The 24,547-nt window shown below is 65.0% G+C and carries 27 protein-coding genes; 10 read left to right on the forward strand and 17 right to left on the reverse strand.

From position 1 onward, the window contains the following. Nucleotides 1-58 precede the first annotated feature (58 nt). Complete coding sequence (locus KVY23_RS20285) at nucleotides 59-232, forward strand: hypothetical protein (RefSeq protein ID WP_230557989.1); 174 nt, start codon at nucleotides 59-61, stop codon at nucleotides 230-232. A 50-nt stretch (nucleotides 233-282) separates the two neighbouring features. Next, nucleotides 283-1,740, forward strand: a complete 1,458-nt coding sequence (locus KVY23_RS20290) for a trehalose-6-phosphate synthase (protein WP_206510579.1) — start codon at nucleotides 283-285, stop codon at nucleotides 1,738-1,740. Between the two features lie 101 nt (nucleotides 1,741-1,841). Here the strand turns inward: KVY23_RS20290 and KVY23_RS20295 are convergent, their stop codons facing one another. Together KVY23_RS20295 and KVY23_RS20300 are read right to left on the reverse strand one after the other, a co-directional pair. Continuing rightward, nucleotides 1,842-2,318 (reverse strand): h domain protein, encoded by a 477-nt coding sequence (locus KVY23_RS20295; protein ID WP_230557990.1) that lies wholly within the window; start codon nucleotides 2,316-2,318, stop codon nucleotides 1,842-1,844. Beyond that, complete coding sequence (locus KVY23_RS20300) at nucleotides 2,315-3,019, reverse strand: hypothetical protein (RefSeq protein WP_230557991.1); 705 nt, start codon at nucleotides 3,017-3,019, stop codon at nucleotides 2,315-2,317. Before KVY23_RS20300 ends, KVY23_RS20295 begins: the two co-directional genes overlap by 4 nt. Before the next feature lie 168 nt (nucleotides 3,020-3,187). Between KVY23_RS20300 and KVY23_RS20305 the strand changes: the two genes are divergently transcribed. Next, on the forward strand, nucleotides 3,188-4,129 hold the full coding sequence (locus KVY23_RS20305) for an alpha/beta hydrolase (RefSeq protein WP_230557992.1): 942 nt from the start codon (nucleotides 3,188-3,190) through the stop codon (nucleotides 4,127-4,129). A gap of 4 nt (nucleotides 4,130-4,133) precedes the next feature. On the opposite strand, the gene KVY23_RS20310 is transcribed toward KVY23_RS20305, so the two are convergent. The 10 genes from KVY23_RS20310 to KVY23_RS20355 all read right to left on the reverse strand — a co-directional run bounded on the left by KVY23_RS20310 (nucleotide 4,134) and on the right by KVY23_RS20355 (nucleotide 14,331). Further along, nucleotides 4,134-5,576: an MCE family protein gene (locus KVY23_RS20310; protein ID WP_230557993.1), complete on the reverse strand. Its 1,443-nt coding sequence runs from the start codon at nucleotides 5,574-5,576 to the stop codon at nucleotides 4,134-4,136. Continuing rightward, the gene (locus KVY23_RS20315) at nucleotides 5,573-6,775 is read right to left on the reverse strand and encodes an MCE family protein (protein WP_230557994.1); all 1,203 of its coding nucleotides are present in this window, start codon (nucleotides 6,773-6,775) and stop codon (nucleotides 5,573-5,575) included. Before KVY23_RS20315 ends, KVY23_RS20310 begins: the two co-directional genes overlap by 4 nt. Further along, a complete protein-coding gene (locus KVY23_RS20320) occupies nucleotides 6,772-8,022 on the reverse strand; it encodes an MCE family protein (protein ID WP_230557995.1) in 1,251 nt (416 codons plus the stop codon). The genes KVY23_RS20315 and KVY23_RS20320 overlap by 4 nt, the downstream gene beginning before the upstream one ends. Nucleotide 8,023: 1 nt before the next feature. Beyond that, complete coding sequence (locus tag KVY23_RS20325; protein WP_230557996.1) at nucleotides 8,024-9,070, reverse strand: MCE family protein; 1,047 nt, start codon at nucleotides 9,068-9,070, stop codon at nucleotides 8,024-8,026. Continuing rightward, nucleotides 9,057-10,085: an MCE family protein gene (locus KVY23_RS20330; RefSeq protein ID WP_075841082.1), complete on the reverse strand. Its 1,029-nt coding sequence runs from the start codon at nucleotides 10,083-10,085 to the stop codon at nucleotides 9,057-9,059. The genes KVY23_RS20325 and KVY23_RS20330 overlap by 14 nt, the downstream gene beginning before the upstream one ends. Nucleotides 10,086-10,096: 11 nt before the next feature. Beyond that, nucleotides 10,097-11,245 carry an MCE family protein gene (locus tag KVY23_RS20335; protein WP_230557997.1) on the reverse strand — a complete coding sequence of 383 codons (1,149 nt, stop codon included), beginning with the start codon at nucleotides 11,243-11,245 and terminating at the stop codon, nucleotides 10,097-10,099. Between the two features lie 7 nt (nucleotides 11,246-11,252). Further along, nucleotides 11,253-12,104: an ABC transporter permease gene (locus KVY23_RS20340; protein WP_075840958.1), complete on the reverse strand. Its 852-nt coding sequence runs from the start codon at nucleotides 12,102-12,104 to the stop codon at nucleotides 11,253-11,255. 14 nt (nucleotides 12,105-12,118) lie between these two features. Beyond that, nucleotides 12,119-12,880 carry an ABC transporter permease gene (locus KVY23_RS20345; protein ID WP_075840957.1) on the reverse strand — a complete coding sequence of 254 codons (762 nt, stop codon included), beginning with the start codon at nucleotides 12,878-12,880 and terminating at the stop codon, nucleotides 12,119-12,121. A gap of 307 nt (nucleotides 12,881-13,187) precedes the next feature. Continuing rightward, nucleotides 13,188-14,093: a 3-oxoacyl-ACP reductase gene (locus KVY23_RS20350; RefSeq protein ID WP_230557998.1), complete on the reverse strand. Its 906-nt coding sequence runs from the start codon at nucleotides 14,091-14,093 to the stop codon at nucleotides 13,188-13,190. A gap of 46 nt (nucleotides 14,094-14,139) precedes the next feature. Beyond that, on the reverse strand, nucleotides 14,140-14,331 hold the full coding sequence (locus KVY23_RS20355; protein WP_075840956.1) for a ferredoxin: 192 nt from the start codon (nucleotides 14,329-14,331) through the stop codon (nucleotides 14,140-14,142). A 123-nt stretch (nucleotides 14,332-14,454) separates the two neighbouring features. On the opposite strand from KVY23_RS20355, the gene KVY23_RS20360 reads away from it, so the two are divergent. Genes KVY23_RS20360 through KVY23_RS20370 form a run of 3 tightly spaced genes read left to right on the forward strand, consistent with a single transcriptional unit; the run spans nucleotide 14,455 to nucleotide 18,329 of the window. After that, on the forward strand, nucleotides 14,455-15,651 hold the full coding sequence (locus KVY23_RS20360) for an acyl-CoA dehydrogenase family protein (protein WP_230557999.1): 1,197 nt from the start codon (nucleotides 14,455-14,457) through the stop codon (nucleotides 15,649-15,651). A 48-nt stretch (nucleotides 15,652-15,699) separates the two neighbouring features. Continuing rightward, nucleotides 15,700-16,737 carry an acyl-CoA dehydrogenase family protein gene (locus KVY23_RS20365; RefSeq protein ID WP_206510570.1) on the forward strand — a complete coding sequence of 346 codons (1,038 nt, stop codon included), beginning with the start codon at nucleotides 15,700-15,702 and terminating at the stop codon, nucleotides 16,735-16,737. A gap of 2 nt (nucleotides 16,738-16,739) precedes the next feature. Beyond that, nucleotides 16,740-18,329, forward strand: a complete 1,590-nt coding sequence (locus KVY23_RS20370; RefSeq protein ID WP_230558000.1) for an AMP-binding protein — start codon at nucleotides 16,740-16,742, stop codon at nucleotides 18,327-18,329. A gap of 17 nt (nucleotides 18,330-18,346) precedes the next feature. On the opposite strand, the gene KVY23_RS20375 is transcribed toward KVY23_RS20370, so the two are convergent. From KVY23_RS20375 to KVY23_RS20385, 3 genes are read right to left on the reverse strand one after another with little or no spacing between them, the layout of a single operon-like run. Beyond that, nucleotides 18,347-18,601, reverse strand: a complete 255-nt coding sequence (locus KVY23_RS20375; RefSeq protein WP_230558001.1) for a three-helix bundle dimerization domain-containing protein — start codon at nucleotides 18,599-18,601, stop codon at nucleotides 18,347-18,349. Nucleotides 18,602-18,633: 32 nt separating this feature from the next. After that, a complete protein-coding gene (locus KVY23_RS20380; RefSeq protein ID WP_230558002.1) occupies nucleotides 18,634-19,491 on the reverse strand; it encodes a cytochrome c biogenesis CcdA family protein in 858 nt (285 codons plus the stop codon). 6 nt (nucleotides 19,492-19,497) lie between these two features. Beyond that, nucleotides 19,498-20,214, reverse strand: a complete 717-nt coding sequence (locus tag KVY23_RS20385; protein WP_230558003.1) for a thioredoxin domain-containing protein — start codon at nucleotides 20,212-20,214, stop codon at nucleotides 19,498-19,500. A 107-nt stretch (nucleotides 20,215-20,321) separates the two neighbouring features. Here KVY23_RS20385 and KVY23_RS20390 point away from each other — a divergent pair, with 107 nt between their 5' ends. From KVY23_RS20390 to KVY23_RS20400, 3 genes are all read left to right on the forward strand, one after another. Further along, nucleotides 20,322-20,855: a hypothetical protein gene (locus tag KVY23_RS20390; protein WP_230558004.1), complete on the forward strand. Its 534-nt coding sequence runs from the start codon at nucleotides 20,322-20,324 to the stop codon at nucleotides 20,853-20,855. A 285-nt stretch (nucleotides 20,856-21,140) separates the two neighbouring features. Beyond that, nucleotides 21,141-21,377: a DUF2892 domain-containing protein gene (locus KVY23_RS20395; RefSeq protein WP_075840951.1), complete on the forward strand. Its 237-nt coding sequence runs from the start codon at nucleotides 21,141-21,143 to the stop codon at nucleotides 21,375-21,377. Between the two features lie 11 nt (nucleotides 21,378-21,388). After that, nucleotides 21,389-22,021 carry a class I SAM-dependent methyltransferase gene (locus tag KVY23_RS20400; RefSeq protein ID WP_075841080.1) on the forward strand — a complete coding sequence of 211 codons (633 nt, stop codon included), beginning with the start codon at nucleotides 21,389-21,391 and terminating at the stop codon, nucleotides 22,019-22,021. 9 nt (nucleotides 22,022-22,030) lie between these two features. On the opposite strand, the gene KVY23_RS20405 is transcribed toward KVY23_RS20400, so the two are convergent. Continuing rightward, nucleotides 22,031-22,252: a hypothetical protein gene (locus KVY23_RS20405; RefSeq protein ID WP_075840950.1), complete on the reverse strand. Its 222-nt coding sequence runs from the start codon at nucleotides 22,250-22,252 to the stop codon at nucleotides 22,031-22,033. Between the two features lie 246 nt (nucleotides 22,253-22,498). On the opposite strand from KVY23_RS20405, the gene KVY23_RS20410 reads away from it, so the two are divergent. Beyond that, the gene (locus KVY23_RS20410) at nucleotides 22,499-23,425 is read left to right on the forward strand and encodes a glycosyltransferase family 2 protein (RefSeq protein WP_230558005.1); all 927 of its coding nucleotides are present in this window, start codon (nucleotides 22,499-22,501) and stop codon (nucleotides 23,423-23,425) included. Between the two features lie 3 nt (nucleotides 23,426-23,428). On the opposite strand, the gene KVY23_RS20415 is transcribed toward KVY23_RS20410, so the two are convergent. Continuing rightward, nucleotides 23,429-24,544, reverse strand: a complete 1,116-nt coding sequence (locus KVY23_RS20415; RefSeq protein WP_230558006.1) for a nitronate monooxygenase family protein — start codon at nucleotides 24,542-24,544, stop codon at nucleotides 23,429-23,431. Between the last annotated feature and the right edge of the window lie 3 nt (nucleotides 24,545-24,547).

A 24,547-nucleotide genomic window follows, 5' to 3' on the forward strand; every position in this document is an offset into this window, starting at 1 on the left:
GCCGAATTTACATAGAGTCGTGCACGACCAGCCCCTGCCGACGAACATGGAGAAGAACATGCCTGCCAAGACGTCCACCGACAACGACATCGCCGACGAGGACATCGTCCCTTTGGCCGACGAGACCGCAAGCCAGGCGCAGCGCGTCGTCGCCGCATATGCCATCGATGCCGACGAATGCCGCATGCTTCTGTCGATGTTGGGTATCGAACCCACTGCAAAGGTCGAATGACTCGCTTCATCGGGTCACGACAAAGCTGATCGACAACGCAAAGGACAGTAGTGGCTGACGCCTCGCAGGGCTCCGATTTTGTCGTCGTAGCGAACCGGCTTCCCGTCGACCTGGAGACACTTCCCGACGGCGCCACCCGGTGGAAACGCAGCCCAGGCGGGCTGGTGACGGCGCTCGAACCGATCCTTCGCGCCAACAACGGCGCCTGGGTCGGATGGCCGGGGGTTCCCGACGTCGACGTCGAGCCATTCGTCGAGGACGGGCTCGAGCTGTGCCCGGTCAAGCTTTCCGAGCAAGAGGTCGCCGACTACTACGAGGGCTTCTCCAACGCGACCCTCTGGCCGCTGTACCACGACGTCATTGTCAAACCTGTGTACGACCGCGCCTGGTGGAACGTGTACGTCGAGATCAACCGACGCTTCGCCGAAACCACCTCCGCAGCGGCAGCCGAGGGCGCGACGGTCTGGATTCAGGACTACCAGCTTCAGCTCGTCCCCAAGATGCTGCGCATGCTGCGTCCCGATCTCACCATCGGATTCTTCCTGCACATCCCGTTTCCGCCGGTCGAGCTGTTCATGCAGATGCCCTGGCGTACCGAGATCGTCGAAGGGCTCCTCGGCGCCGACCTCATCGGCTTCCACCTCGCCGGGGGCGCGCAGAACTTTCTCTTCCTGGCCCGACGGCTGGCTGGCCAGGTCACCTCACGCGGCGCCGTCGGAGTTCGGTCGAAGCTCGGTTCGGTGCAGGTCGGTTTCCGCACCGTCCGCGTCGGCGCCTTCCCCATCTCCATCGACTCCGGTGACCTCGACGAGAAATCGCGCAGCAAGGCCGTCCGCGACCGCGCCAAGCAGCTGCGCAAGGAACTCGGCAATCCCAAGCGCATCATGCTCGGGGTCGATCGCCTCGACTACACCAAGGGCATCGACGTTCGGCTCAACGCCTTCCGTGAACTGCTGGAGGAGGATCGCGTCGATCCGGCGGAGAACGTCATCGTTCAGCTCGCCACCCCGAGCCGTGAACGCGTCGAGAGCTACAAAGCGATGCGCGGCGAGATCGAGCAGCAGGTCGGCCGCATCAACGGCGAGTACGGGCAGGTCGGCCATCCGGTGGTTCACTACATCCACCGACCGATCCCCCGCGACGACCTCATCGCGTACTTCATGGCCGCCGACGTGATGCTCGTGACGCCGCTACGCGACGGTATGAACCTCGTCGCCAAGGAGTACGTGGCCTCGCGGAGCGATCTCGGCGGCGCCCTCGTGCTCAGCGAGTTCACCGGTGCTGCAGCCGAGCTTCGGCAGGCGTACCTGTGCAACCCGCACGACCTCGACAGCGTCAAGGACGCGATCATCTCGGCGCTCGAGCAGGACCCCGAAGCGGGTCGACGGCACATGCGCGCGATGCGCCGACAGGTGTTGGCTCACGACGTCGACCGGTGGGCGCGGGCGTTCCTGAGTGCGCTGTCCGATCCGCCGGACCAGGGCCAGAACGGCGCAGCTCTCAGGTGAGTGGAAATACCAGGTGAGTGGAAATACATAGCCTGCAGGAGCGCAGCCTGCGGAGTGACCCAGGTTCACAGCGTATTTCCACTCACCTGTGCCGAAGGCGCCTAGATCGGTTCAAGGTTGTTGGTCAACCAGCGACCGTCCGCCTTCTCCACACTCATGCGTACGCGGCTACCGCTGCTGGCGGCTTCCGGGGCGTCCGAGCTGGTGGTGATCTGGTTGAGGAACAGCAGCACCGTCGCGGTGTCGGGTTCGGCAGAGACGATCGCTGCGCCCAGCACCGTCACCTGTACCGTCAGCGACTTCTCTTTCGCGGCCGGCGCGATGACGTCCCCGACGAGTGCGGTGTATTCGTCCTTGAAGTCGCCGGTCAAGCCGTCGGCTGCGGCCGCGAGTTGCTCGTCGACACCGGTGTAGTCGTACGCGAGCATCGCCAGGGCCTGCTCGCTCGCCGCATCGACGGCCTCGGTGCGTGCCTGCTCGATTTCCGCGTTCTGCCGGTGCTGATGAAAGAGCACACCGACTCCGGCTGCAAGTACGAGCACAATCAGCGCTGCGAGGATCATTCGAATTCTCGTCATGGGACGAACTCCACTCGTGAGGCGGTCATGACGCCACCGTCGTCGGCGACGCGCACCCGCAGCCGAAAGTCTCTCGGCTCGGGCTCGGCCGCATCGGAGTTCTGCACCATGGCCCGAGCGGCAACCAGGACATCACCGTAATCGTCCCCACTGCTCTCGAGCCCGGCCTCGATGATCTCCCCGACGGAGTCCACCCGGGCCTGCTGCACGACCTCGACGAACGGGCCCTCGCGGCCCTCGAACTCGGCCTTGAAATCACCACTCGCGCCCGCAAGGAGCCGATCGACGTCCTCCTGCGCGGTGTCCGGACTGATGGTCGTCAAATTCAGGACCGTCTGGCGTGCGGTTTGCACGTACCGTTCCGCTCTCGCGTTGTCGGCATCGACCGATCTGTTCTCGACGAACAGGTACACACCGGTGGCGACGAGGGCCAGGACCACCAAGACGAAGGCGCCGGTCAGCAGAACACCACGTCGACGTGGAGCCGGGTCGGCCTCAGCAGCGTCGTCCTCCCGGGTCACGGATTCGGATATCACTGCCTCGGGTGTCACTGCCTCGGGAGGCGCTGCCTCGGGCGGGGTCTTCTCGAGCGATAGTGCCTCTGTCTCGGGCTCCGGGGCGGCTGCACCCGCGACCGGGCCAGCAGGACGGACCGCGCGACGGCGTTGGCGCTTGCGCGCCGTGCCCTCGTCGTCTTCCATAAGTTCCTTCCTCAGGTTGGTCGCCATGGGTGACTAGAACCAGTTTCGCGGACAGACGATTGACGATAGACCATGAAAACCGCCACAACAGCTACCCCAACTGCAACTCGTTCCTCCGACTGCTAGCGTCGATCGGTCGGGGTAGTACTGCGAGAGGATCTGCCGAACATGACATTCACGCTCACGTGGCATGACGACGTCAGCCGTCAGGCCAGGGTTCTGGCATACGCGTTCCGGTTCACCCTGAAGCCGACGCTCAGCGTGTGGCCGCTCACCGACGGCGGCATCAGAGTCATCGCCAAGCTGGACCGTGCCGTGGACATGCTGCCCAAACCGAAGCGGGTGAGCATCGAACAGGTCACGCTGGGAGGCGTGCCGTGTGAGATGACGACGCATCCGCGCGTCGCGACCGGCTCGCTCGAGGGCGCGACGGTTCTGTACTTCCATGGCGGCGGATTCGTGTTCTGTGGTCTGGCGACGCACCGAAGCGCCTGCGCGACGATGGCTGCCCGCGCCGGCATACCGGTCTACTCCGTCGAGTACCGCCAAATCCCGAACGGCGGCATCGGCACCTCCATCGCCGACGCCATGGCGTCCTACCGGGCCGCGCTCGAGACCGTCGCCGATCCGAAGAAGATCATCGTCGCGGGAGATTCGGCGGGCGGTTACCTCGCGATGAAGGTCGCCGAGATCGCGGCTCTCGAGGGATTGACGCCGCCGGCCGCTGTGCTGGGTTTCTCGCCGCTGCTCAGTCTCGATCTCAAGCGTCATCCGCGGCACTTCATGCAAAAGGACGCGTACCTGCCGATGAAGCAGGTTCTCGCGCTGGAGGATCGCTGGTTGAACGGTCCGGACGCCATCCCCGGTGCGGCCTCACCGATCGAGGCGGACCCGTCGGTGTTTCCGCCGGTGTTTCTCTCCACTGCGGAGTACGAGTTGATGCGTCCGGATGTCGAGGCAATGACCCGCAGGCTCGCTGCCGCCGGTTCCTCGGTCGAGACGCACGTGTGGAAGGGCCAGGTGCACGCGTTCCCGGTGATGGCGGGTGCACTGCCCGAAGGCAGGACCGTCCTCGATCTCGCGCTCGCGTTCGCTGCCCGCAACCTCTGAACCGTCACCGATGCGGCCCGTCGATCGTCTGCTGGACGGTCATGAGGGACTGCAGGTTACCGGCGGATGCCTCACGCGAGCCGGTGAGCACGGGCTGGCCGTATGCGGTTCCGTCGGGTGCGAGGTACATCCCGGTCTGCGGATCGTACGGCCGAGCGGAAACAGCAGGCGTCACACTGGATTCGCCGCTGGGGATTTCGGTGTAGGACGGCACGCCCTGTTCGATCGGACCCCAGGGCGGGTTGTTGCCGAGAGGGACATATCCCTCTGCGCTCTTGCAGATTTCGGGTGTCGGCGCGCGACGTCCGGGCACCTCCATGCAGGGTAGGTTGCGAGAGCCGCGGACGGCGGTGCTCTCGTTCTGGTCGACCTTGCAGAAGAGGTCTGCGGGGGTGTCGGGAATGGACATTTCGTTGGCGTCGCGGCGTTCCTCGGGTAGGAGAAATCCGGTGGTGCAGGCGGGCGGGTCATTGACTTCGAGTTGAAAGTCGACGATGGCGCCCTCGTCTGCGGGCCCGCTTCCGGCGGCGGTGACGAGCGCTGCGGTGACCGGCGGGTACAGCACGAGTATCTGCTCGATGCCGGCGTTGTAGATCACGCCGACTTCGCCGACGCTGACGAGGTTGGCGACCAGCAGGGGCAGCGTCGGGCGGAGATCTTGGAACAGCTGGTTCGCCTCCTGTGCAGCGGAGGGACCTTTCGCGATCACCGCGCGTAGGTCCGGGTCGCTCGCTCGAAGCTGATCGGTGAACGTCGCGAGATTGCTCGTCCACGATCGGATCGCGTCGCTGCTGACCACCTGGCCGTCGAGCAGTGGGCCGAGCTGGTCGATCAGCAACGTGGTCTGCTCGGAGTTCGCGTCGGCCTCCTGGACGAACAGACGCGTCGAGTCGATGAGCTGCTGCAGTTCCGGGCCGGTACCGTTGAAGGCCTTGAACGATTCGTCGACGACGGTCTCGAGGCGGGTGTCGGAGATGCTTTCGAGCAGTCGGTCCGCTTGATCGAGCATGGGGCCGACATCCTGCGGTACCGATGTATGGGAGATCGGAATGACCTCTCCCCCTGCCAGTTTGCTGCCTGCAAGATCAGCGCCCGCCGGGCTGCGCGGGATCAGGTCGACGTACTGTTCACCGATTGCCGAGACGCTCTTGACCTGTGCGTCGAGGTCGGCTGGGATGTCGTGGGCGCTGTCGATGGACAGCTCGGCGTTCACCCCGTCCGGGGTGAGTGTCACCGACTTCACTTCCCCCACGGTGGTGCCACGGTAGGTGACGTTGGCGTACGGGTACAGCCCGCCGGTGGTCGGCAGTTGCACGGTTACGGCGTAGCGACCTATTCCGAGAAGCGCAGGCGCGCCGACGTATTGCGTTGCCATCACCACCAAACCGATGACGGTGAGGAAGGCGAAAATGATCAGTTGTACGCGAACGAATCTGGTGAGCATCATGGCGCAGGCACCCCCAGACCCGGGATCGGTGGCAGTTCAGGCAAGGTCGGCAGCTCGATCGGCGGTAGGCCCGGTATCTGCAGGGTCGGCGGGTCGAGCGGGGCGCGCAGCGGATCGTTGGCGGTTGCGGCCGTGGGTGCGGCCTGCGTGCCGAGTGCACCTTCGAGCCCGCCGAGGCGACCGGCGAGCGGTGTGCCGGTGAGGAAGTTGGCGTCGAGCCGGGGAAGTGACATGTCGATCGTCATTGCGAGATTGGCGTAGTCCCCGCGCATCACATTGTTTATGCCCTCCTGCGGGAACGGGTAGGTCAACAGCACCGACAGCACATCGGTGAGTGCGTTGCCGGAGTCGGCGAGCGCACGCAGCACCGGCGTCAGGCTGGCGATGTTGGTGTGCAGATCCTGGCCCGAGCTCTCGACGAGTCGGGAGACCACGTCGCTGAGCCTGCCCAGCGAGGTGAAGGCGCCGGTGATGTTCGGGCGCTGCGCGGTGAGCACGTCGAGTGCGGGCGGGACCTCGTTCAGGGCCCTGGTCAACGTCGCGTTCTGATTCTGCACGTTCACCGCGAGGCGGTCCATTCCGCTCATCGCGTCGATGATGTCCTGGCGCTGCGCATCGAGACCGGTGACCAGTTCGTCCAGGCGCGGCAACAGATCTCGGATGGAGTCCTCCCGTCCGCCGATCGCGCTGTTGAGCTCGGTGGTGATGTCCTGGATCTGCGCGAGCCCGCCGCCGTTGAGTACCACCGACAGCGAGGAGAGGGTCTGTTCGGTGGTCGGGTACGCCCCGGCGCGCTCGAGCGGGATCACGTCACCGCCGCTCAGTCGACCCTCGGCGTGCACAGGCGCGACGAGGGCGAGGTGCTGCGAGCCGAGCAACGATGTCTGACCGATCTTCGCGGTCACGTTCTCGGGCAGCTCGACGTCCCCGTTCAGCGATACCGTCACCAGCGCATGCCAGTTCTGCACAGTGATGGAATCGACCGTCCCGACGGTGACGTCATCGACCATGACCGGTGAATTCTGCGACAGAGTGGTGACATTGGGCATCTGAATCTGCACCCGGTAGGCGTCCTCGCCTCGACCCTCGGTGCCGGGAAGCGGCAACGATTCGAGCCCGTCCCACTGGCATCCGGCTAGTGTCAGCGTCACACAGACTGCGATCGCAGCTGTGCACACGCGCCTCGGGATCACCTTCATCGTCCGCCTCCGAACAGGTCCTCGAGGCTGGGCACCGCGACGGTGGGCATCTCCTGCGCAGGAACGGAAGCAGGGGCCGGAGCCGGAGCCGGGGCGGCCTGCTCCAGTCCGGGTTCGGTGTAGACGATCTGATCCTCGTAGGCGTCGACGCCCGTGATCGGATTCGCCAGAAACGCCGGATAATTGAACACCAGAGTGCTCAGCACCGGCCCGAGGTACTGCCTGCACAGATCGGCACTGCGCTCGGAGGTGGCGTTCTCGATACCCGCGACGGCACCGCAGACGAAGTTGATGGGATTGCTGAAGTTGTTGGCGGCGATAGCGCCGGTCAGTGAGCCCTGCGCAGGCTGATAGATGTTGTTGAAGTTGGCGAGCGCGTTCGGTGCGGCATGCAGGACCCGTTCGATCTCGGGGCGCTTGGTGGTGAGCACCTCGGTGGCGTCGGCGAGCCGGGCGACACCTTCGACCAGGCCTTCCTGGTTGTCGGCGACGAAACGCTGCACCTCGCCGACCGCTATGTTGAGATCGGTCATCGCCGTGCCGAAGTTCTCGGAGCTCTGAGCAAGCATCTGCGACACCGAGGCCAATCTGCCGCCGAACTGCACGATCTGTTCGTTGCTGTTCGACAGTGCGCCGACGAAGACCTGAAGATTGCGGATGGTGGCGAACAGGTCGGTGCGACCGTCGGAAAGCACGCGCATCGTCTCCGACAGCTCGGTCAGGTTCGCACGCAAGGTCTCTCCGTTCCCGTCGAGGTTGTCCGCTGCAGTATCGATGAACCGCCCGGCGGGGCCCTGATCGTCGACACCCTCGGGTCCGAGCGCCGTCGAGAGCTTGGTCAGCTCGCTTTTGATCTCGTCCCATTCGACGGGGACGGCGGTGCGGGTGAGGGGGATGATCTCCCCGTCGGCGAGTGTGGGGCCACCGGAGAACACCGGCGTCAGCTGCACGAACCGCGCCGATACCAGGCTCTGAGCGATGATCACGGCTTTCGCATCCGCCGGTATCTCGACATCGGAGTCGATGTGCATCGTGACCGTCGCGAAGTCACCCTCCGGATCGATCGAGGCAACTTTCCCGACTTCGACGCCGAGGACACGGACATCGTCGCCCGCGTACAGCCCCGTCGTCGACGGGAACTCCGCGACCACAGTGGTGCGGGTGGCGGCGGTGAACATGAAGTAGCCGGCGGCGAGGACAGCGACCGCCACGACGACGGCGCCCAGCTGGAGAATACGTCTCTTCATCTCACTCCCCCGGTGGTTTCAGGATCGGTGGGGCGTTCTTCGGCAACAGATCTTGAAGTGTTCCCGGCAGTTGCTCCGGCGCGACGACGGTGTCGACGACTGTCTTCCACCACGAGCTGGGCAGAATGTTCTGGATGTAGGCCATGAAGAAGGGGCCGCTCGAGACCGACTCGCCGAGAGCACTGATGTAGGGGCCGAGTCCGTCGAGTGCCGCGGCGATGTTCTCGTTGTTCTCTTGCAGTACCGCCACCACCGAGTTGAGCTTGTCGAGCGTCGGACCCATCTGCGCCTGGTTCTCCTGAACCAGCGCTGTCAACTGCCGCGACACCGCGGAGATATTCGAGATCAGCTGACTGATGGCGGTGCGTCGTCGATCGAGTTCGCCGAACAGGTTGTTGCCGTCGCGGATCAGCTGATCGATCTGACCGCTGCGCTGAGCCAGGATGCCGGTAACGCTTTCGGCCCGCTCCAGCAGCTGCTGGAGGGTTTCGTCGCGCGCGTTGATGCTGGCCGACAGGCGCGAGACACCGTCGAGTGCGGCGCGCAGTTCCGGCGGGGTGTCGGTGAGGGTGTCCGAGACGACATTCATCGTCTCCCCCAGCTGATCGGTGTCGAGTTCGGAGACCGTGGTACCGAGATCCCCGAGGGCGTCGGTCAACGAGTAGGGCGAGTTGGTCCGGCTCGACGGGATGGTGTCCACCGCACCGGTTCCCGCAGGCACGACCTTCAGCGATTTGCGGCCGAGGATGGTGTTGGTCTTGATGTCGACCGTCGTCGCGTCGCCGAGTACGAGGTTCTCGCGGATGGTGAAGTCCACGCGCACTTCCTGATCGGCAAGCGAGATTTTCTCGACCCTGCCCACCGCGACCCCGGCGACGGTGACCTCGTCACCCACCATGAGTCCACCGGCGTCGAGGAAGTACGCGGAGTGTCCGGTGCCGCTCGCCAGGAACGGCAGGCGGTCGTATTGCAGGGTGGCGAGCACGATGGACACGGCGAGCACGATGCCGATGATGCCGACGTTGACGAGGTTCCTAGTTCTCTCCATTGATACTTGCACACCTCCCCGTGTCCTGTTTTGCGGTGGGGACGAGCAGGGTGCGTCCGTCTGGGCCGGAGATCTTGAAGGTGTTGGAGCACAGGTAGAACTGGAAGAAGCTGCCGTAGGAACCGACGCGGATGAGCTTCTTGTAGTCGCCCGGCAGTCGGGTCAGGACTGTGTCGATGTTGTCCTTGCCCAGATCGAGTTGCGTTGCCGTGCGACCTGCTTCGGCGATCATCGACTGGATATCCGGGCGCGTCGCCTGCAGCAGTCCGGCGAGGTCGCCGGTGGCCGCGTCGAGCCGCGGAATTGCGTCACCGATCGGGTCGCGATCCTCGGCGAGACCACTGATCAGCTGCTGCAGGGAATCGATGGTGGTCTCGAACTCTCGACCTTGGTCGTCGATGGTGCCGAGCATCGTGTTGAGGTTTCCGATGACGTCACCGATCAGTTGGTCGCGGTCGGCGAGGGTGTTGGTGAAAGAACCGGTGCTGCCGAGCAGCGACACCAACGTCCCGCCCTGGCCCTGCAGCACATGCAGCAGGGCTGCGGAAAGGTCGTTGACCTGCTTCGGGTCCAGGCCCCGCAGCAACGGCTTGAATCCGCCGAGCAGCAGATCGAGATCCAGCGCGGGCGTGGTCTGTTCGACGGGAATGGTTCCGCCACCGGGGAGTTCGTCGACGCCGCCCGGGCCTTCGAGGAGTTCGAGGTATCGGTCGCCGACGAGGTTCTCGTAGCGGACCGTCGCTGCCGTACTGCTCAGCAGCCGGAACTGCGAGTCCACATCGAACGCGACCTCGGCATCGAGGCCGTCACCGACGTCGACTCCGGTGACCGAGCCGACCGGCACTCCCGCGATCCGCACCTTGTCCCCGGACTTCAATCCCGAGGCATCGGTGAAGACGGCGTGGTAGCCGTCGGTGCTGCCGAATCTGTACTGGCTGAACACCAATGCCAGTGCCGCGAAGATCATCACCATCACCAGGGCGAAGATCGACAATTTGACGGTGGTGCCCCGCACGCCCTGCTTGCTCATGGCCACGCCCCGGCGAAGAGGAACTGGAAGATCGTCGGTACGTTGACCGACGGTTGCGTCTGCGGCACGTACGGCTGTGTGCCGGTGTCGGCGACGACGAATGGAGCCGGGCCCGCTTTGGGATCGAAGTCCGGCAGGCCGTAGCAGTTGGGTCCACCGCTGGCGGCGATCTTCGGCAGGTCTTTCTCGACGGTGTAGGCGGGGGCGCCGAGCACAAAGCTCGAGCTCAGCTGAATAGAGGCGTTATCGCCTGCGCCCGCCAGCGGCCCGAAAGCCATCCGCCCCTTGTTGAGTCCGACGAGGAAGCACGTCAGTGCCGGTGAATACTCGTCGAGCAGCGTTGTGGTGTGGGTGAGGGTAGCGAGAGCGGTCTCGAGCGGTTGCTCGTTCTCGGTGAGGACACCGTTGGCCGTGTCCGCGAGCCCGATGACGTTCATCAGCAGTAGGTCCAGATCGGCCTGCTCGGAGACGATCGTGGCGGAGGTGGTTTTCGCGTTGTCCAGCACCCGCATCAGATCCGGCGTCGCGTCGGCGTAGACGTTGGTGACGATCGCGGCGGCCGCCAGGTCTCGCTGCAGCGCAGGCAGACTCGGGTTCATCTTCTCCAGGTAGGAATCGGTGTCGGCGAGCAGCTCGCCGAGCTGATCTCCGCGGCCGCGCAGAGCCGAGGACACCGCGCCCAGGGTCGCGTTGAGCTTGTCCGGCTCGAGCTTCTGCAATACCTCGGACAGGTGCTCGAAGAGGGTGTTGAACTCGACGGTGACGTTGTCGGCCGAGATGACCGCACCCGCCTCCAGACTCCGGTTCGACGGGCTGGCCGGGACCAGGAAGTTGACGTTCTTCGCACCGAACACGGTGGTGGACTTGATCTCCACGGCGGCGTTCGCCGGAATCATCCACAGCATGTCCGGATCGAGATCGAGGTTGATGCGGGCGGTGTCACCATCGTGCGACATCGACGCCACCCGGCCGACCTCGACACCGCGGAGCCGCACTTTGGCCTGCGGGTCCATCACCAGTCCGGCACGTTCGGAGGTGACGGTGACCGGCACGGTCGTGTCGAATCCTCCGGCAAAGGTGGTCAGGGCGGCCACGACGATGGCGACGAGACTCAGGACGAGTGCGACGGCGGCAATCTTCTTCATCACGTCCCTAGCCCGAGAGGTTGAAGTTGCCGGAGCTGCCGTAGATGGCGAGCGAGATGAGCAGGGTCACCGATACCACGGCGATCAGCGAGGCACGCACCGCATTGCCCACTGCGACGCCGACTCCCACGGGTCCGCCGCTCGCGGTATAGCCGTAGTAGGTGTGGATGAGCATCACGGCCAACGCCATGACGATGGCTTGGGCGAAGGACCAGAGGATGTCCGTGGGTATCAGGAAGGTGTTGAAGTAGTGGTCGTACAGGCCCGGTGACTGGCCGTAGATCACGACCGTGGCGAAGCGGCTGGCGACGAACGAGGCGATGACCGCCAGGGAGTAGAGCGGCACGATGGCGACCATGCCGGCCAGTACCCGGGTGCTGACCAGATACGGGATCGACGGTATGGCCATGGACTCGAGCGCATCGATCTCCTCGGATACGCGCATCGCCCCGAGCTGGGCGGTCGAGCCGGCACCGATGGTGGCAGCCAGACCGATCCCGGCGATGACCGGCGCTGCGATCCTGACGTTGATGAATGCCGCGAAGAAGCCGGTGAGCGCCTCGACACCGATGTTGCCGAGCGAGGAGTAACCCTGCACGGCAATGGTTCCACCAGCGAACAACGTCAGGAAGCCGACGATGACGACGGTGCCGCCGATCACCGCGAGCGCGCCGGAGCCCATGCTGATCTCGGCGACGAGACGGATGGTTTCCTTCTTGTACCGCACCGCAGCACGGGGAACCGAACCGAGTGCTTGGCCGAAGAAGATGGCCTGCTCGCCCAGGCGATCGACCGAGCGGGACGCGCGTGCGGCACGCCTGCGCGTCAACGGAAAGCGACCGGTCGCGGCGAGGGCCATTCAGTGCCGCCTCATCAGGCGGTCAACTTGATGCCGACGGCGGTGACGACGACGTTGACCACGAACAGGGCCATGAACGCGAACACGACGGTCTGGTTGACGGCGTCGCCGACGCTCTTGGCCCCGCCGCGCACGTTGAGGCCCAGGTAGCACGCCACCAGTCCGGCGATCATGCCGAACAGTCCGGCCTTGACCTGGGAGACGATGAGTTCACCGAAGCCGGTGAGCAGCGTGATGCCGCCGACGAACGCGCCCGGGTTGACGCCTTGGAGGAACACCGAGAACAGGAACCCGCCGAGGATGCCGATGGTGCACACCAGACCGTTGAGCAGTAGAGCGATCACGGTGGAGGCCAGGACTCGGGGTACGACGAGCCGGTGGATCGGGTTGATGCCGAGAACACGCATCGCGTCGATCTCTTCTCGGATAGTGCGGGCGGCGAGGTCTGCACAGATGGCCGTGGCGCCGGCGCCGGCAACGATCAGCACGGTGACGATGGGTCCGACCTGGGTGACTGCGCCGAGGGCCGCTCCGGCGCCGCTGAGGTCGGCGGCGCCGATCTCGCGGAGCAGGATGTTGATGGTGAAGCTGACGAGCACCGTGAACGGCACTGCGACGAGAATCGTCGGCACCATCGACACCCGGGCGATGAACCAGGCCTGATCCACGAACTCCTCGCGCTGGAACGGCCGGGAAAAGACGGCACGGAGGGTGAACCACGACATGTCGAAGAATGCTCCGACGGCGCGTAGCGGAACGATGAGGAGGTCGTTCATGAACCCTCCCAATCTCTCGCTGTGTGATCCAGGTCATGTTAACTAGAACGTGTTCCGTAGTCAAAGACGTGCAGCCAACGGGCGGTATAGCAATCGATTCTAGGTCAAACTTGTTTCACAGGAACTACATTGACTCGTCCATCGCGCATCCGGGAGCGCGTGTTACATCGCGAACCCGGGCTCAACTAGAACGTGATCTACTTTGAATTCGGGCTCACCGGATGACCCGACCTGACCAGTTTCCTACTCGACCGTCGCTGATGTGACCAAAACCGGAAAAAGCTAGGCATGCCCCGTGACCTGGGGTTCACTTCAGATCGAGGGCGGCAGCGGCCGAAAATGTCCTCGCCGGATCGCGCCCCTCGAAGTAGCCGCCGAGCTCAGCGGCGAGCGCGTCCGGCGACCAGGCCGCGTCCGAGGCGTCGAAACGCGCCTCGACGACCGGGGCCGCCATCAACGCGACCATCGGACCGTATACGACGAAGACCTGCCCGTTGACGGTGTCCGCAGCGGGAGAGGCCAGATATCGCACGAGGGTCGCGACATGTTCCGGTGACAGCGGATCGATGACAGCGGAAGGTGCTGCGCCGAACACACCCTCGGTCATCGACGTTCGCGCGCGGGGGCAGATTGCGTTGGCGCGCACGCCATACCGCGACAACGCACGTGAGGCCGATAACGTCAGCGCGGTGATTCCGGCCTTGGCCGCACCGTAGTTCGCTTGCCCCTCGGGCCCGAGCAAGCCCGCCTCCGAGGAGGTGTTGACGATGCGCCCGTACACGGGCTCGCCCGCACTCTTCGATCGGTCGCGCCAGTACGCACCCGCGTTGCGCGTCATCAGAAAGTGCCCACGCAGGTGAACCCTGACCACGGCGTCCCAGTCCTCGTCGGACATGTTGAACAGCATGCGATCTCGCACGATTCCCGCATTGTTCACCACGATGTCGACGCGGCCGAACTTCTCGGTCGCGGCGGCGAACATCGCATCGGCCGTCGAACGCTCTGCGATGTCGCCCGATACGAACGTCACCTCGGCACCGGCATCCTTGACGAGATCGATCGCCTCGTCGGCAAGTGGCCCGGCCGCAATGTCGCCGAGGACGATGTTCGCCCCGGACCTGGCCAGGCCGATAGCCTCCGCCCTGCCGAGACCCGATGCCGCGCCGGTGACGAGCGCTACTCGTCCGTCCAGTCGTACCTGTTCATCGTTCACGATTCAAAATGTAGAACGTGTTCTCATTATTGGCAAGGATGCGGCCTCAGTTCACCCACTTCAACGCTGCACGAGGACACCCCGCGATCGCCGCCTCGATGCCATCCCTGTTCTCCGGCAGCTCGGCTGCGGCGGAGGAGACGATCAGCTCGTCCTTGTCGTTCAAATCGAACACGTCGGGCGCGTGGCCGACGCATACGCCGTTGGCTTCGCACCGGTCGAAGTCCACCTCGATCATTGTTCGACTCCTCGCTCTCATGTGGGCCAAGCCGCCCAGATTGCAGCCAAGCCTAGAACCTGTTCCATCCAAATATGCAATGATTCGACAGAACGAGAACGTGTTGCAGAAATGAGGCGTCGAATGCACATCACGTACACCCCGGAGCAGGCCGCATTGCAGGACGAACTGCGCGCCTACTTCGCCACCCTCATCACCCCGGAGCGTCGCGAGGCACTGAGCTCTACCTCGGGCGAGTACGGCGAGGGATCGGTCTACCGCGACGTCGTGCAGCAGATGGGCAAAGACGGATGGCTCGCCCTCGGCTGGCCCGAGGAGTTCGGTGGCCAGAACCGCTCGGCGATGGAGCAACTCATCTTCACCGACGAGGCCGCCACAGCTGGTGCACCGGTACCGTTCCTGACCATCAACAGCGTGGCCCCGACGATCATGGCCTTCGGAACGCAGGAACAGAAGTCGTTCTTCCTGCCCCGCATCGCGGCCGGCGAACTCCACTTCTCCATCGGCTACTCCGAGCCCGAGGCAGGCACCGACCTCGCCGCCCTGCGCACCACGGCACGCCGCGACGGGGACGAGTTCGTCATCAACGGCCAGAAGATGTGGACTTCCCTGATCCAGTACGCCGACTACGTCTGGCTGGCCTGCCGCACCGACTCGTCGACTCTCCAACCCGGCGGGAAGAAGCACCGCGGGATCAGCATGCTGATCGTCCCCACCGACGCCGACGGCTTCTCCTGGACCCCGGTCCACACGATGGCCGGCCCCGATACCAGCGCGACCTACTACCAAGACGTGCGGGTGCCCACGAGTGCACTTGTCGGCGAGGAGAACCGCGGCTGGTCGCTGATCACCAACCAGCTCAACCACGAACGCGTCGCGCTCACCACCGCCGGGCCGCTGGTGGCGTCACTGCACGAGACCAAGCGATGGGCGCACGACACCACGCTGCCGGACGGCACCCGCGTCATCGACCAGGAATGGGTCCAGATGGCTCTGGCCCGCGTGCACGCCAAGGTCTCCTACCTCCAGCTACTCAACTGGGAGATCGCCTCGGCGGAGACCCACGCACCCGGCCCAGCCGACGCGTCCGCCAACAAGGTCTACGGCACCGAACTCGCCACCGAGGCGTACCGCGCGCTGATGGAAATCCTGGGCGACGCGGCAACACTGCGTCAGGGCTCCCCCGGGGCTCAGCTACACGGACGGCTCGAACGCCTGCACCGATCGTCGTTGATCCTCACCTTCGGCGGCGGCACCAACGAGGTGCAGCGCGACATCATCGCCATGACCGCACTCGGACTGCCCGCCTCGGCGCGCTGACAAACACCACGCTGACACACACCAGGCCAACAAATACAAGGAACGGCAATGGATTTCACGACGACGGAAGCCCAACGCGATCTGGCCGGTCTCACCGGCGACATCGTCGCCAAGCACAGTACCGGTGAGGCGCAACGGCGGCTCGATTCGAACCCGTCCGATATCGACCGGCCGCTGTGGGACGCGCTGGCGCAGGCCGGGTTGCTCGCCGCGGCTGCGCCGGAGTCCATCGGCGGCGACGGTTACGGCATTCTCGAAGCGACGTCCATCACCATCGAGTTGGGCCGTGGCCTCGCCGCGGTCCCGTTCGTCGCGAGCACCACCGCTGCTGGCGCAATCGCCGAGTTCGGTTCGCCCGAACAACAACTGCAGTGGGCGAGAGCGGCAACCACCGGCGCGTCGATCCTCACGGTGGCGCTCGACGACTCTCCCCTGCGCCCCGCTACGGCACTCACCTCCGTCGACAGCGCACCGGTCGCCGACGGGATTCTCCTCGCCCGCGAGAGCGGTGCGGTTCTGCTGAAATCCACGGACCCGGGCGTCACGGTTACCACGCAGCAGGCCGTCGACAACCGCAGCATCGGCATGGTCGAATTCGATTCGACTGCGTTCGACTCCAGCCGAACCATCGAGAGCGCCGATCTCGCCCGATGGGTACGCATGCGAGTCACCCTCGGAACCTGCGCCTACCAGGTCGGTGTCCTCGAGGAAGCGCTTCGTGTCACAGCCGAGTACGCGCGCGAGCGGGTGCAGTTCGGCAAACCCATCGGCAGCTTTCAGGCTGTCGCCCAACGTCTGGCCGATGCGTACATCGACGTCAAGGGCGCCCGGCTGACGATGTGGCAGGCGGCGTGGGCACTGTCGGCAGGTTTGGACGGCGACGAGGAAGTCGCTGTCGCGAAGTTCTGGGCAGCCGAGGCCGGCCACCGCGTCGCGCACACGCTCGTGCACGTGCACGGGGGCGTCGGTCTGGACCGCGACCACCCTGTTCACCGGTACTTCCTCGCTGCCAAGCGCGCGGAGTTCGCGTACGGGGGAGCCACCGCTGCGCTGCGACGCCTGGGCTCCGCACTCGCCAGCGCGTAATCGTGACACGCGCCGAAGCGGCGGAAACCGTCGCGGATCTGCTGCTGGCCAGGGAGCACGACACCGCGACGTCGCTGCTGTTCGAGGATCGTCGGGTGAGCTGGGCCGAGCACGTGCGAATCTCGCGCCACTGGGCCGCCTGTATAGACGAGATGTTGGACGGCGCGTTGCCGCGACACGTCGGGGTGTTGTTGGCCAATGTGCCGGAGTACTCGTATCTGCTGGGCGCCGCGGCGCTCGGCGGGTTCGTCGTGGTGGGACTCAACTCGACGCGCTCGGCCCCGGACCTCGCAGCAGACGCCGCACGCACTCACTGCCAGCTCGTCTTCACCGACTCCGAGCACGTCCACGTCGTCACCGGAGCCATCGACGTCACCGCCGTTTCCTGGCAAGAGGAGTCGGGCCGCAGCGAAAGCCTGCCCGTTCGGCCGTCTGCGAGCGAGCTGTTCATGCTCGTGTTCACCTCCGGAACGAGCGGAGATCCGAAGGCTGTGCGCTGCACCCACACCAAGGTCGTGACTCCGGGGAATATGCTCGCCGATCGATTCGGTCTCGGTAAGGACGACACGGTCTACGTCTCGATGCCGCTGTTCCATTCCAACGCCATCATGGCCGGATGGGCCGTCGCACTCGCGGCCGGTGCGAATCTCGCACTGCGGCGCACCTTCTCCGCATCCGGCTTCCTGCCCGACGTGCGCGCGTTCGGCGCGACGTACGCCAATTACGTCGGGACGCCTCTCTCCTACATCTTGGCGACACCCGCCCGAGACGACGATGACGACAACCCGCTGCGTGTGGTCTACGGCAACGAGGCGACCCCGGGCGCGGCGAACCGCTTCGCGTCGAGGTTCGCGGTGACCGTCGTCGACGGTTTCGGATCCTCGGAGGGCGGCGTCTCCATTGCCCGCACCCCTGATACTCCGCCGAACGCCCTTGGCCCGCTCCCGGACGCGGTGCAGATCCTCGATGTCGAGGGAAACGTCTGCCCTGCAGCTCGGTTCGATGATCGCGGCGGCGTGATCAACGAGCAGGATGCCGTCGGCGAGCTTGTCAACACCTCCGGCCCAGGCATGTTCTGCGGATACTACGAGGACGAACGAGCCGATACCGAACGCATGCGAGGCGGCATGTATTTCAGCGGCGACCTGGCTTACCGCGACGAAAACGGGTTCGCCTACTTCGCGGGGCGGACCTCCGGGTGGCTGCGCGTGGGAGGGGAGAATCTCGGTGCGGCTCCCATCGAACGAATACTACTGCGCCATCACGCGATCGAAGCGGTGAGCGTATTCGGTGTACCGGCGCCCGGCCCCGGCGACCGCGTCATGGCCGCGATTCTCGCTCCGGAATCCGTCATGGACGGTCTTGCCGAGTTCCTCGCCGCGCAACCGGACCTGGCGCCGCGCGCCTACCCGCAGTTGGTACGTGTGTGCACCGATCTTCCCCGAACGGCCAGCCACAAAGTTCTGGCGCGGGAGTTGCAGCGTCAACGCTGGAACACCAGCGATCCCGTCTACTTCTCCCCTGGGCCGGATGCCGCATTCGTGATTCTCACGTGCCAGGCGAGAGCGGATCTCGACTTGTCACTCGGCTAGGCCGCGCACCTGCGGCGCTACTGGGCGGGAGCCGATGCCGTGTCGTCCTCTGCTGTGTCTTCCTCGTCGGATGCGCGAGCTCCGGTGGAGCGGATCGATTCGCGTGCGTTGCGCTCGACCAGCAGTGGTACGAAGTCGCGGACCCTGCGACCTTCGAATCGGGCGAGCTCGGCGGCGATCGCGTCCTCGATCACGCGGCGCGGAACGTCCGGGAACGCTGCGTCCAGTCGGTCCCGCACAGCATCGATGTGATGTTCCTCGGTGGTCGTCATCACCCCAGGGTCCGCTTCGACCCCCCAGGTGGTCAAGCTTTCAACGCATCTTCGTCATCGTCTGCGGTCACAGCATCGCGTTTGCGCACGAGGCGGAAGACCAGCACAGAGATGACCGCCATGGTTCCGACGAGCAGGACCACGACATTGGACACCGAATCAGCGATGTCACTGACCCACAACTGCAGCGAATACTGACTGTCGACGCCCATCACCCCGCCGAGGTTCGCGGTTCCCTCGGTGAGCAGGAACATCACGCCGATGGCGATGAAGAACAAACCAGAGATCAGCGATGTGGTGTGCGTGCGAAGCGGTCCGATGCTGATCTCCCTGCCGCGCAACCATGTTCGAGATCCGAGCGAGAATCTGTCCCACACCAGCGCAAGCACGAACAGCGGGACCACCATCCCCGCGGCATAGAGCGCCATCAGGATGCCGCCGTAGAGAGCCTGTCCGCCTGCCACCGCCACCGTCAGCACGGCACCGAGGAGCGGCCCGGAGCAGAAGCCCGCGAGTCCGTACACGGCTCCGAGCGCGAACACCGATCCGACGGAGGAGATGTCGATGCGCGCGGCCGCGCGCTGTGCGGAGCCGAGGGCGAAGCCGTGGCCGAGGATGACCATCGCCCCGAGCGCGATGATGACCACTCCGCCGATCATGGTGGTGACCTCGCGGTACTGGGTCAGGGCCGAACCTATCGCTCCGACGCCGGCTCCGAGGGGAACCAACACGGCAGCAAGACCGAGGTAGAACACGCCCGTGCGGCCGGCGAGCTTACCGGCCCCACCGAAGGCGTATGCGAAGAACGAGGGCAATAGCAATGCGGAACAGGGGCTGACCAACGCCAGTAGCCCGCCGAAGAACGCTCCGAGTAGTCCGATCTGCGACATCAGCGTTCAAACCCCGGCGGCGGTATCGATCAGGTGGACGAATTCCGACAACGGTTGCGCTCCGAGCACCGGATCTCCGTTGACCGAAAACGCAGGCGTTGCAGGAATACCCAGCGATTGCGCCTCGGTGGAGTCAGCGGTGATCGCGGCATCGAACTCGGTTCCGGTCGCATCGGCAGTAAAGCGTGCGATGTCCTCGATTCCGGCCTGTGCGGCATAGGTTTCGAGCACCTCGATGGTGAGGTCGGCATGCCCGGTCGCGGGGGCGTCGGCGTAGACGGCGTGGGTGAACTCCCAGAATCTGTCTTGGGCAGCTGCAGCACGACCGGCGCGAGCCGCGTCGAACGATTGTTGCCCGAAGATCGGAAGGTCGCGCCACTCTATCCGGAGCGTGCCGCCGTCGACATATCGGTCGATCAGTTCCGGTTCCGTTTCTCGACTGAACTTGGCGCAGAACGGGCATCGAAAGTCCGAGAATGCAATCATCACCACGGGTGCGTCGGCCGCACCGAGCGCCATCGGATCATCGACGGTGCGACGCGCCATATCTCCCAGGGGTCCGATCTCGGGGGCTGCGGTGGAGCCCTCGCCTGAAACCGCTTGCGATCGATCGCCGTCTCGCATACCCGTCAGCAGAACACCTACGAGCACCGCGGCGACCAGCACTGCGGTACCCAGAAGCCATAGGTCTCTACGGCGATGTGATCGAGAAGTCGATGTCATGCAATGCCTTTCGTTGCTCGACGCCAGTGGCATCGATACCCATGCGGGTATACCCTCGCAGAGTCGACCGCCCCAACACAACTACGACTCGTAGGAGAACCCTGCACATGCCTTCGCCCACCACGCCCGGCCATGTCGGAACCGATACCGAGGATCGCAGCGAGATTGCCGCCGCCGGCCTCAGTGGACCGAACCGCTTCAGTGGACCGAACCAATGGGTGGCGCGGATATCCCGCGGGGCAGCTGCAGCGGTGATCACCGTGCTCGTGGTGGGTGTTCCCACGGACATCATCGACACTCCACTGTTCGGTCGCGAGGTTCCCGTGCGGGCGTGGGAACTTCCGGTGCTACTGGCCACCGCACTGCTGACTGCGGTGTGGTTCGGCATCGACAAACCTGCACAGTCCGAGCGCACCGGAACCCCGGCCGCGCTCGGAGTGGTGCTCACCTTCTTCGCAGTCGGATGCCCGGTCTGCAACAAACTCGTACTTCTCGCAGTGGGGACATCGGGCGCGCTGGGACTGTGGGCGCCGATTCAACCCATCCTCGCCGGCGTGTCACTGACCATGCTGGCCGGGGCCGTGGCCTATCGGTGGCGCAAACGCGACTGCACCGACGCAACCTGCGGCGTGCAGGGCTAGCCGGCGTCGACCGCTGTTTTTCAGATACCCCATGGGGTATAGTCGGGGATCGAACCATTCGACACCGTTGGGAGCAGTATGTGTAGGGCAGTGAATTGCAGGAAGTGCGGAAAGACCACCTGGGCGGGCTGCGGTAACCACGTCGACCAGGTCATGCGCGGCGTCCCCAAGAGCAATCGATGCCAGGGACACCAGAACGAACCCAAATCCGGCGGATTCTTCTCGAGGATGTTCTCCGCCCGCTGAACAATCCCGTCCACACCACAACGAAGTGAGAATCCACAGATGACATCCACCGCGCACACCAGCGGTCCCACTATCGAACGGACCGTTCCCGCAATGGCAGGTACCGTCGTCCTCGCCAGCCTGGCCCTCGGGATGCTCCACGATCCTCGATGGCAGGTCCTGACGGCGTTCGTCGGCGGCAACCTTCTGCTGTACGCAGCGGTCGGATGGTGTCCCGCCAGCCTGATGATGCGTAAGTTGGGAATGCGTTCCAGCGCAACCTGCGCTCGACCATGAAAGGCGAGGAAATGTCAGCCGAGTCCCACCAACACCTGGACCGGTGGCACCGCTACTGGAACAAGCAGGCAGCCAGCTACGACAAGCACATGACCTTGCTCGATCGGGTGCTCTTCCGAGACACTCGATCGTGGGTGTGCTCCCGCGCCAGTGGCCAAGTTCTCGAAGTTGCCATCGGCACCGGACTCAATCTGGATCACTATCCGCCGCAGGTAGAACTGACAGGCATCGAGCTCAGCGAGGAGATGCTGTCGCGGGCCACCGCGAAAGCCCAGATCGTCAGGCCTGATGCCGACCTGCGGCTCGGCAACGCACACGAGCTGGAATTCGCCGACGCCTCCTTCGACACCGTCGTCTGCACCTTCTCCCTCTGCGCCATTCCTGAGCCCGACATCGCACTCGCCGAAATGGTGCGCGTGCTACGTCCGGGCGGAATGCTTCTGCTCGCGGACCACGTCCCCTCGTCCTACCGACCCGTTCGGTGGCTGCAGAAGCTGGCGGAAATGGTCAGCATCCCCGTCGGCGGCGAGCACCTACTACGCCGTCCGTCTCTGACCGTCGGCGGCAACAGCAGCCTCGCCGTCCGCGAGATCGAACGATTCGGCCTCGGCCTGGTGGAACGCTCGAGGAACGAAAAGATCTGAGCCAAGTCGTCAGTCGAAAAGCGTGGGCGACTCGGGCTCGGCGGCCACCGGCTCGACGGCCTGCGCGGGCGAGCCCTTGCGCACCACGGACAGGGTGGTGGTGCGCACCGACAGGCGGTGCCCTGCGTGGTGCTCGAGCAGCGCTAGGCCCTGCCGAATCTCGAGCACCTTCCATGGCCCGGCGTGACCGGTCGCCTGCACCAGGTCGCCCACTGCGATCACGGAAGCCACTGCTCGTCTCCATTCGGTAGGTGCACTCGATCGAGAGCCAGCTTAGTGGGCACCGGTGCTGGAAATCCGCCAATCGGGGCGTCGGCCACGTCGGGCCGAGGTAAACCGACTCTCTTATTTCTTCTTCGCCGTAAACGGGGCCCACACCTTGCGAACCGCCGAAGAACCGGTGAATCATTCAAAACAATTGATACACAATACATTTCGATTCGACGCAGTGTGCCACATGCGATAGCGTCGGCGAACGTGCCTGCTTTCGTGACCCGCGCCGAGACACTGTCCGTCGTCATCCCGTGCCACAACGAAGAGGCGTTCATCGGCCCGTGCCTCGACGCGCTGGCCGCGCAGACCGACGACCTGCACGAGATCATCGTCGTGGACAACAACTCCACCGACCGCACGGCAGCCGTCGTCCGGGGGTACATGAAGTCGAACCCCAAGATCACCCTGCTCCTCGAACGCACCCCAGGCGTCGCGCACGCGCGCAACGCCGGGTTCCGTGCCGCGAGCGGATACGTCCTCGGACGTATCGACGCCGACACCCGCGTCCGACCTGGCTGGGCTCGGGCCGTGCTGGACTTCCTATCCACCGACGGCGCCCACGTCGGCGGCGTAACCGGGTTGAATCTGCCGTACGACTCCCCGGTCCGCAGCCTCAAGGCTTGGTGGTTCGGTCGACAACTGAGGAAGGGCACCGTGGGCGGCGAGCGGCCGGTGACCAACTTGCACGGCGCGAACATGGCCATCCGACGGGCCGCGTGGCGAGAGATCGAACACCGAGTGAGCACCGACGCCCGGATTCATGAGGACCTCGACCTCGCACTGTGCCTGGGCGAGGCGCACATCGCTCTCGCACAGCTGACGGAGATGAATGTCGACGTATCACCGCGTCGCGCGTTGACACCGCCGTCGCAGTTCTCGGAGTACATCCAGTGCGGTATCGAGACATTCGAGCTACACGATGCGATGACCGAGCAGAGGCGCAAAGCCCTTCGGCTGCACTGGTGGTGGCACATTCTCGTCTTCGCCGTCTACCGCCCCTACGATCCCGCCCGGCAGCGTTACTCGCTGCGCTACCTGTTCTCGCCCGTCCGCTCGCGGATGCTGCCGGTCAACAACGGCGCAAGCTCCGCGGACGCGGCCGAGGCCGAGGCCGCGACCCGCGTCAGCTGAGCCTCAGCGCTGCTCGACGAGCCGGCTGACGGCCTCGTCGTATCCGGAAACAAGTTCCGCGACGATGTCCGCGACGGGCCGGATCTCGTTCATTCGACCCACGATCTGGCCCACCGGCATGGCCACCACGTCCGGGTTCTCTGCGTTGTTGATGCGTTGATGCGCCTCGCTGACCAGGATGTTCTGCAGTGGCATCGGGAGCGGATCGGGAGCTTCCGGTCGATCCCACGCATCGGTCCACTTGGTCTTCAACAGCCTCGCCGGCTTCCCCGAATAGATACGGGTGCGAACAGTGTCACTCGACGTAGCCGTCAACAGCGCTTCCTGCATCGCCGACGGCTTGCCCTCGTGCCTGGCTCCCAGCCGGTATTCGGCTGCGGTCAGCCACGTCGAACCCATCCACACCCCGTGCGCGCCGAGCGCCAACGCAGCTGCGACCTGACGGCCGCTGCCGATTCCGCCGGCCGCCAGCACACCTGCCTCGTCGCCGACGGCGTCGACGATCTCCGGGAGAAGCACCATCGACGCGATCTCACCAGTGTGACCACCGGCCTCGTATCCCTGTGCGATGACGATGTCGACACCGTTGCGCACGTGCCGACGCGCATGCTCCGCGGTGCCGGCCAACGCCGCAACCGGCACTCCGTGTTCGTGCGCCTGCTCGACCACATCGTTCGGCGGCGAACCGAGGGCGTTCGCGACGAGCTTGATCGGGTGACGCAGAGCGACGTCGACGTGCGATCTCGCCACCGAATGCAGCCAACCCAGCACCCCCTCGTTGCGCGCCTGATCGGCACCGAGCGGGGCGACGCCCAACTCGTCGAGGGTGCGGTCGATGAATGCTCGATGCTCGGCCGGAATGAGCTCGTTCAGGTCGACCGAGGCGCCCTCGGTGGGGATCTTCGCCGGCATGACGATGTCCACGCCGTACGGTTTGCCGTCGGTGTTGGCGTCCATCCAGGTCAGGACGGCGTCGAGCTCCTCGGGGTCGTTGAATCTCACACACCCGAGCACACCCAGCCCGCCCGCCCTGCTGATCGCGGCGGCGACGTGCTCGGATGGGGTGAAGCCGAAGACCGGGTATTGCACGCCGAACTTCTCGCACAGATCTGTCCGCATTCG

This window comes from Rhodococcus sp. I2R (genome assembly GCF_020889545.1).
Lineage (GTDB): Bacteria > Actinomycetota > Actinomycetes > Mycobacteriales > Mycobacteriaceae > Rhodococcoides.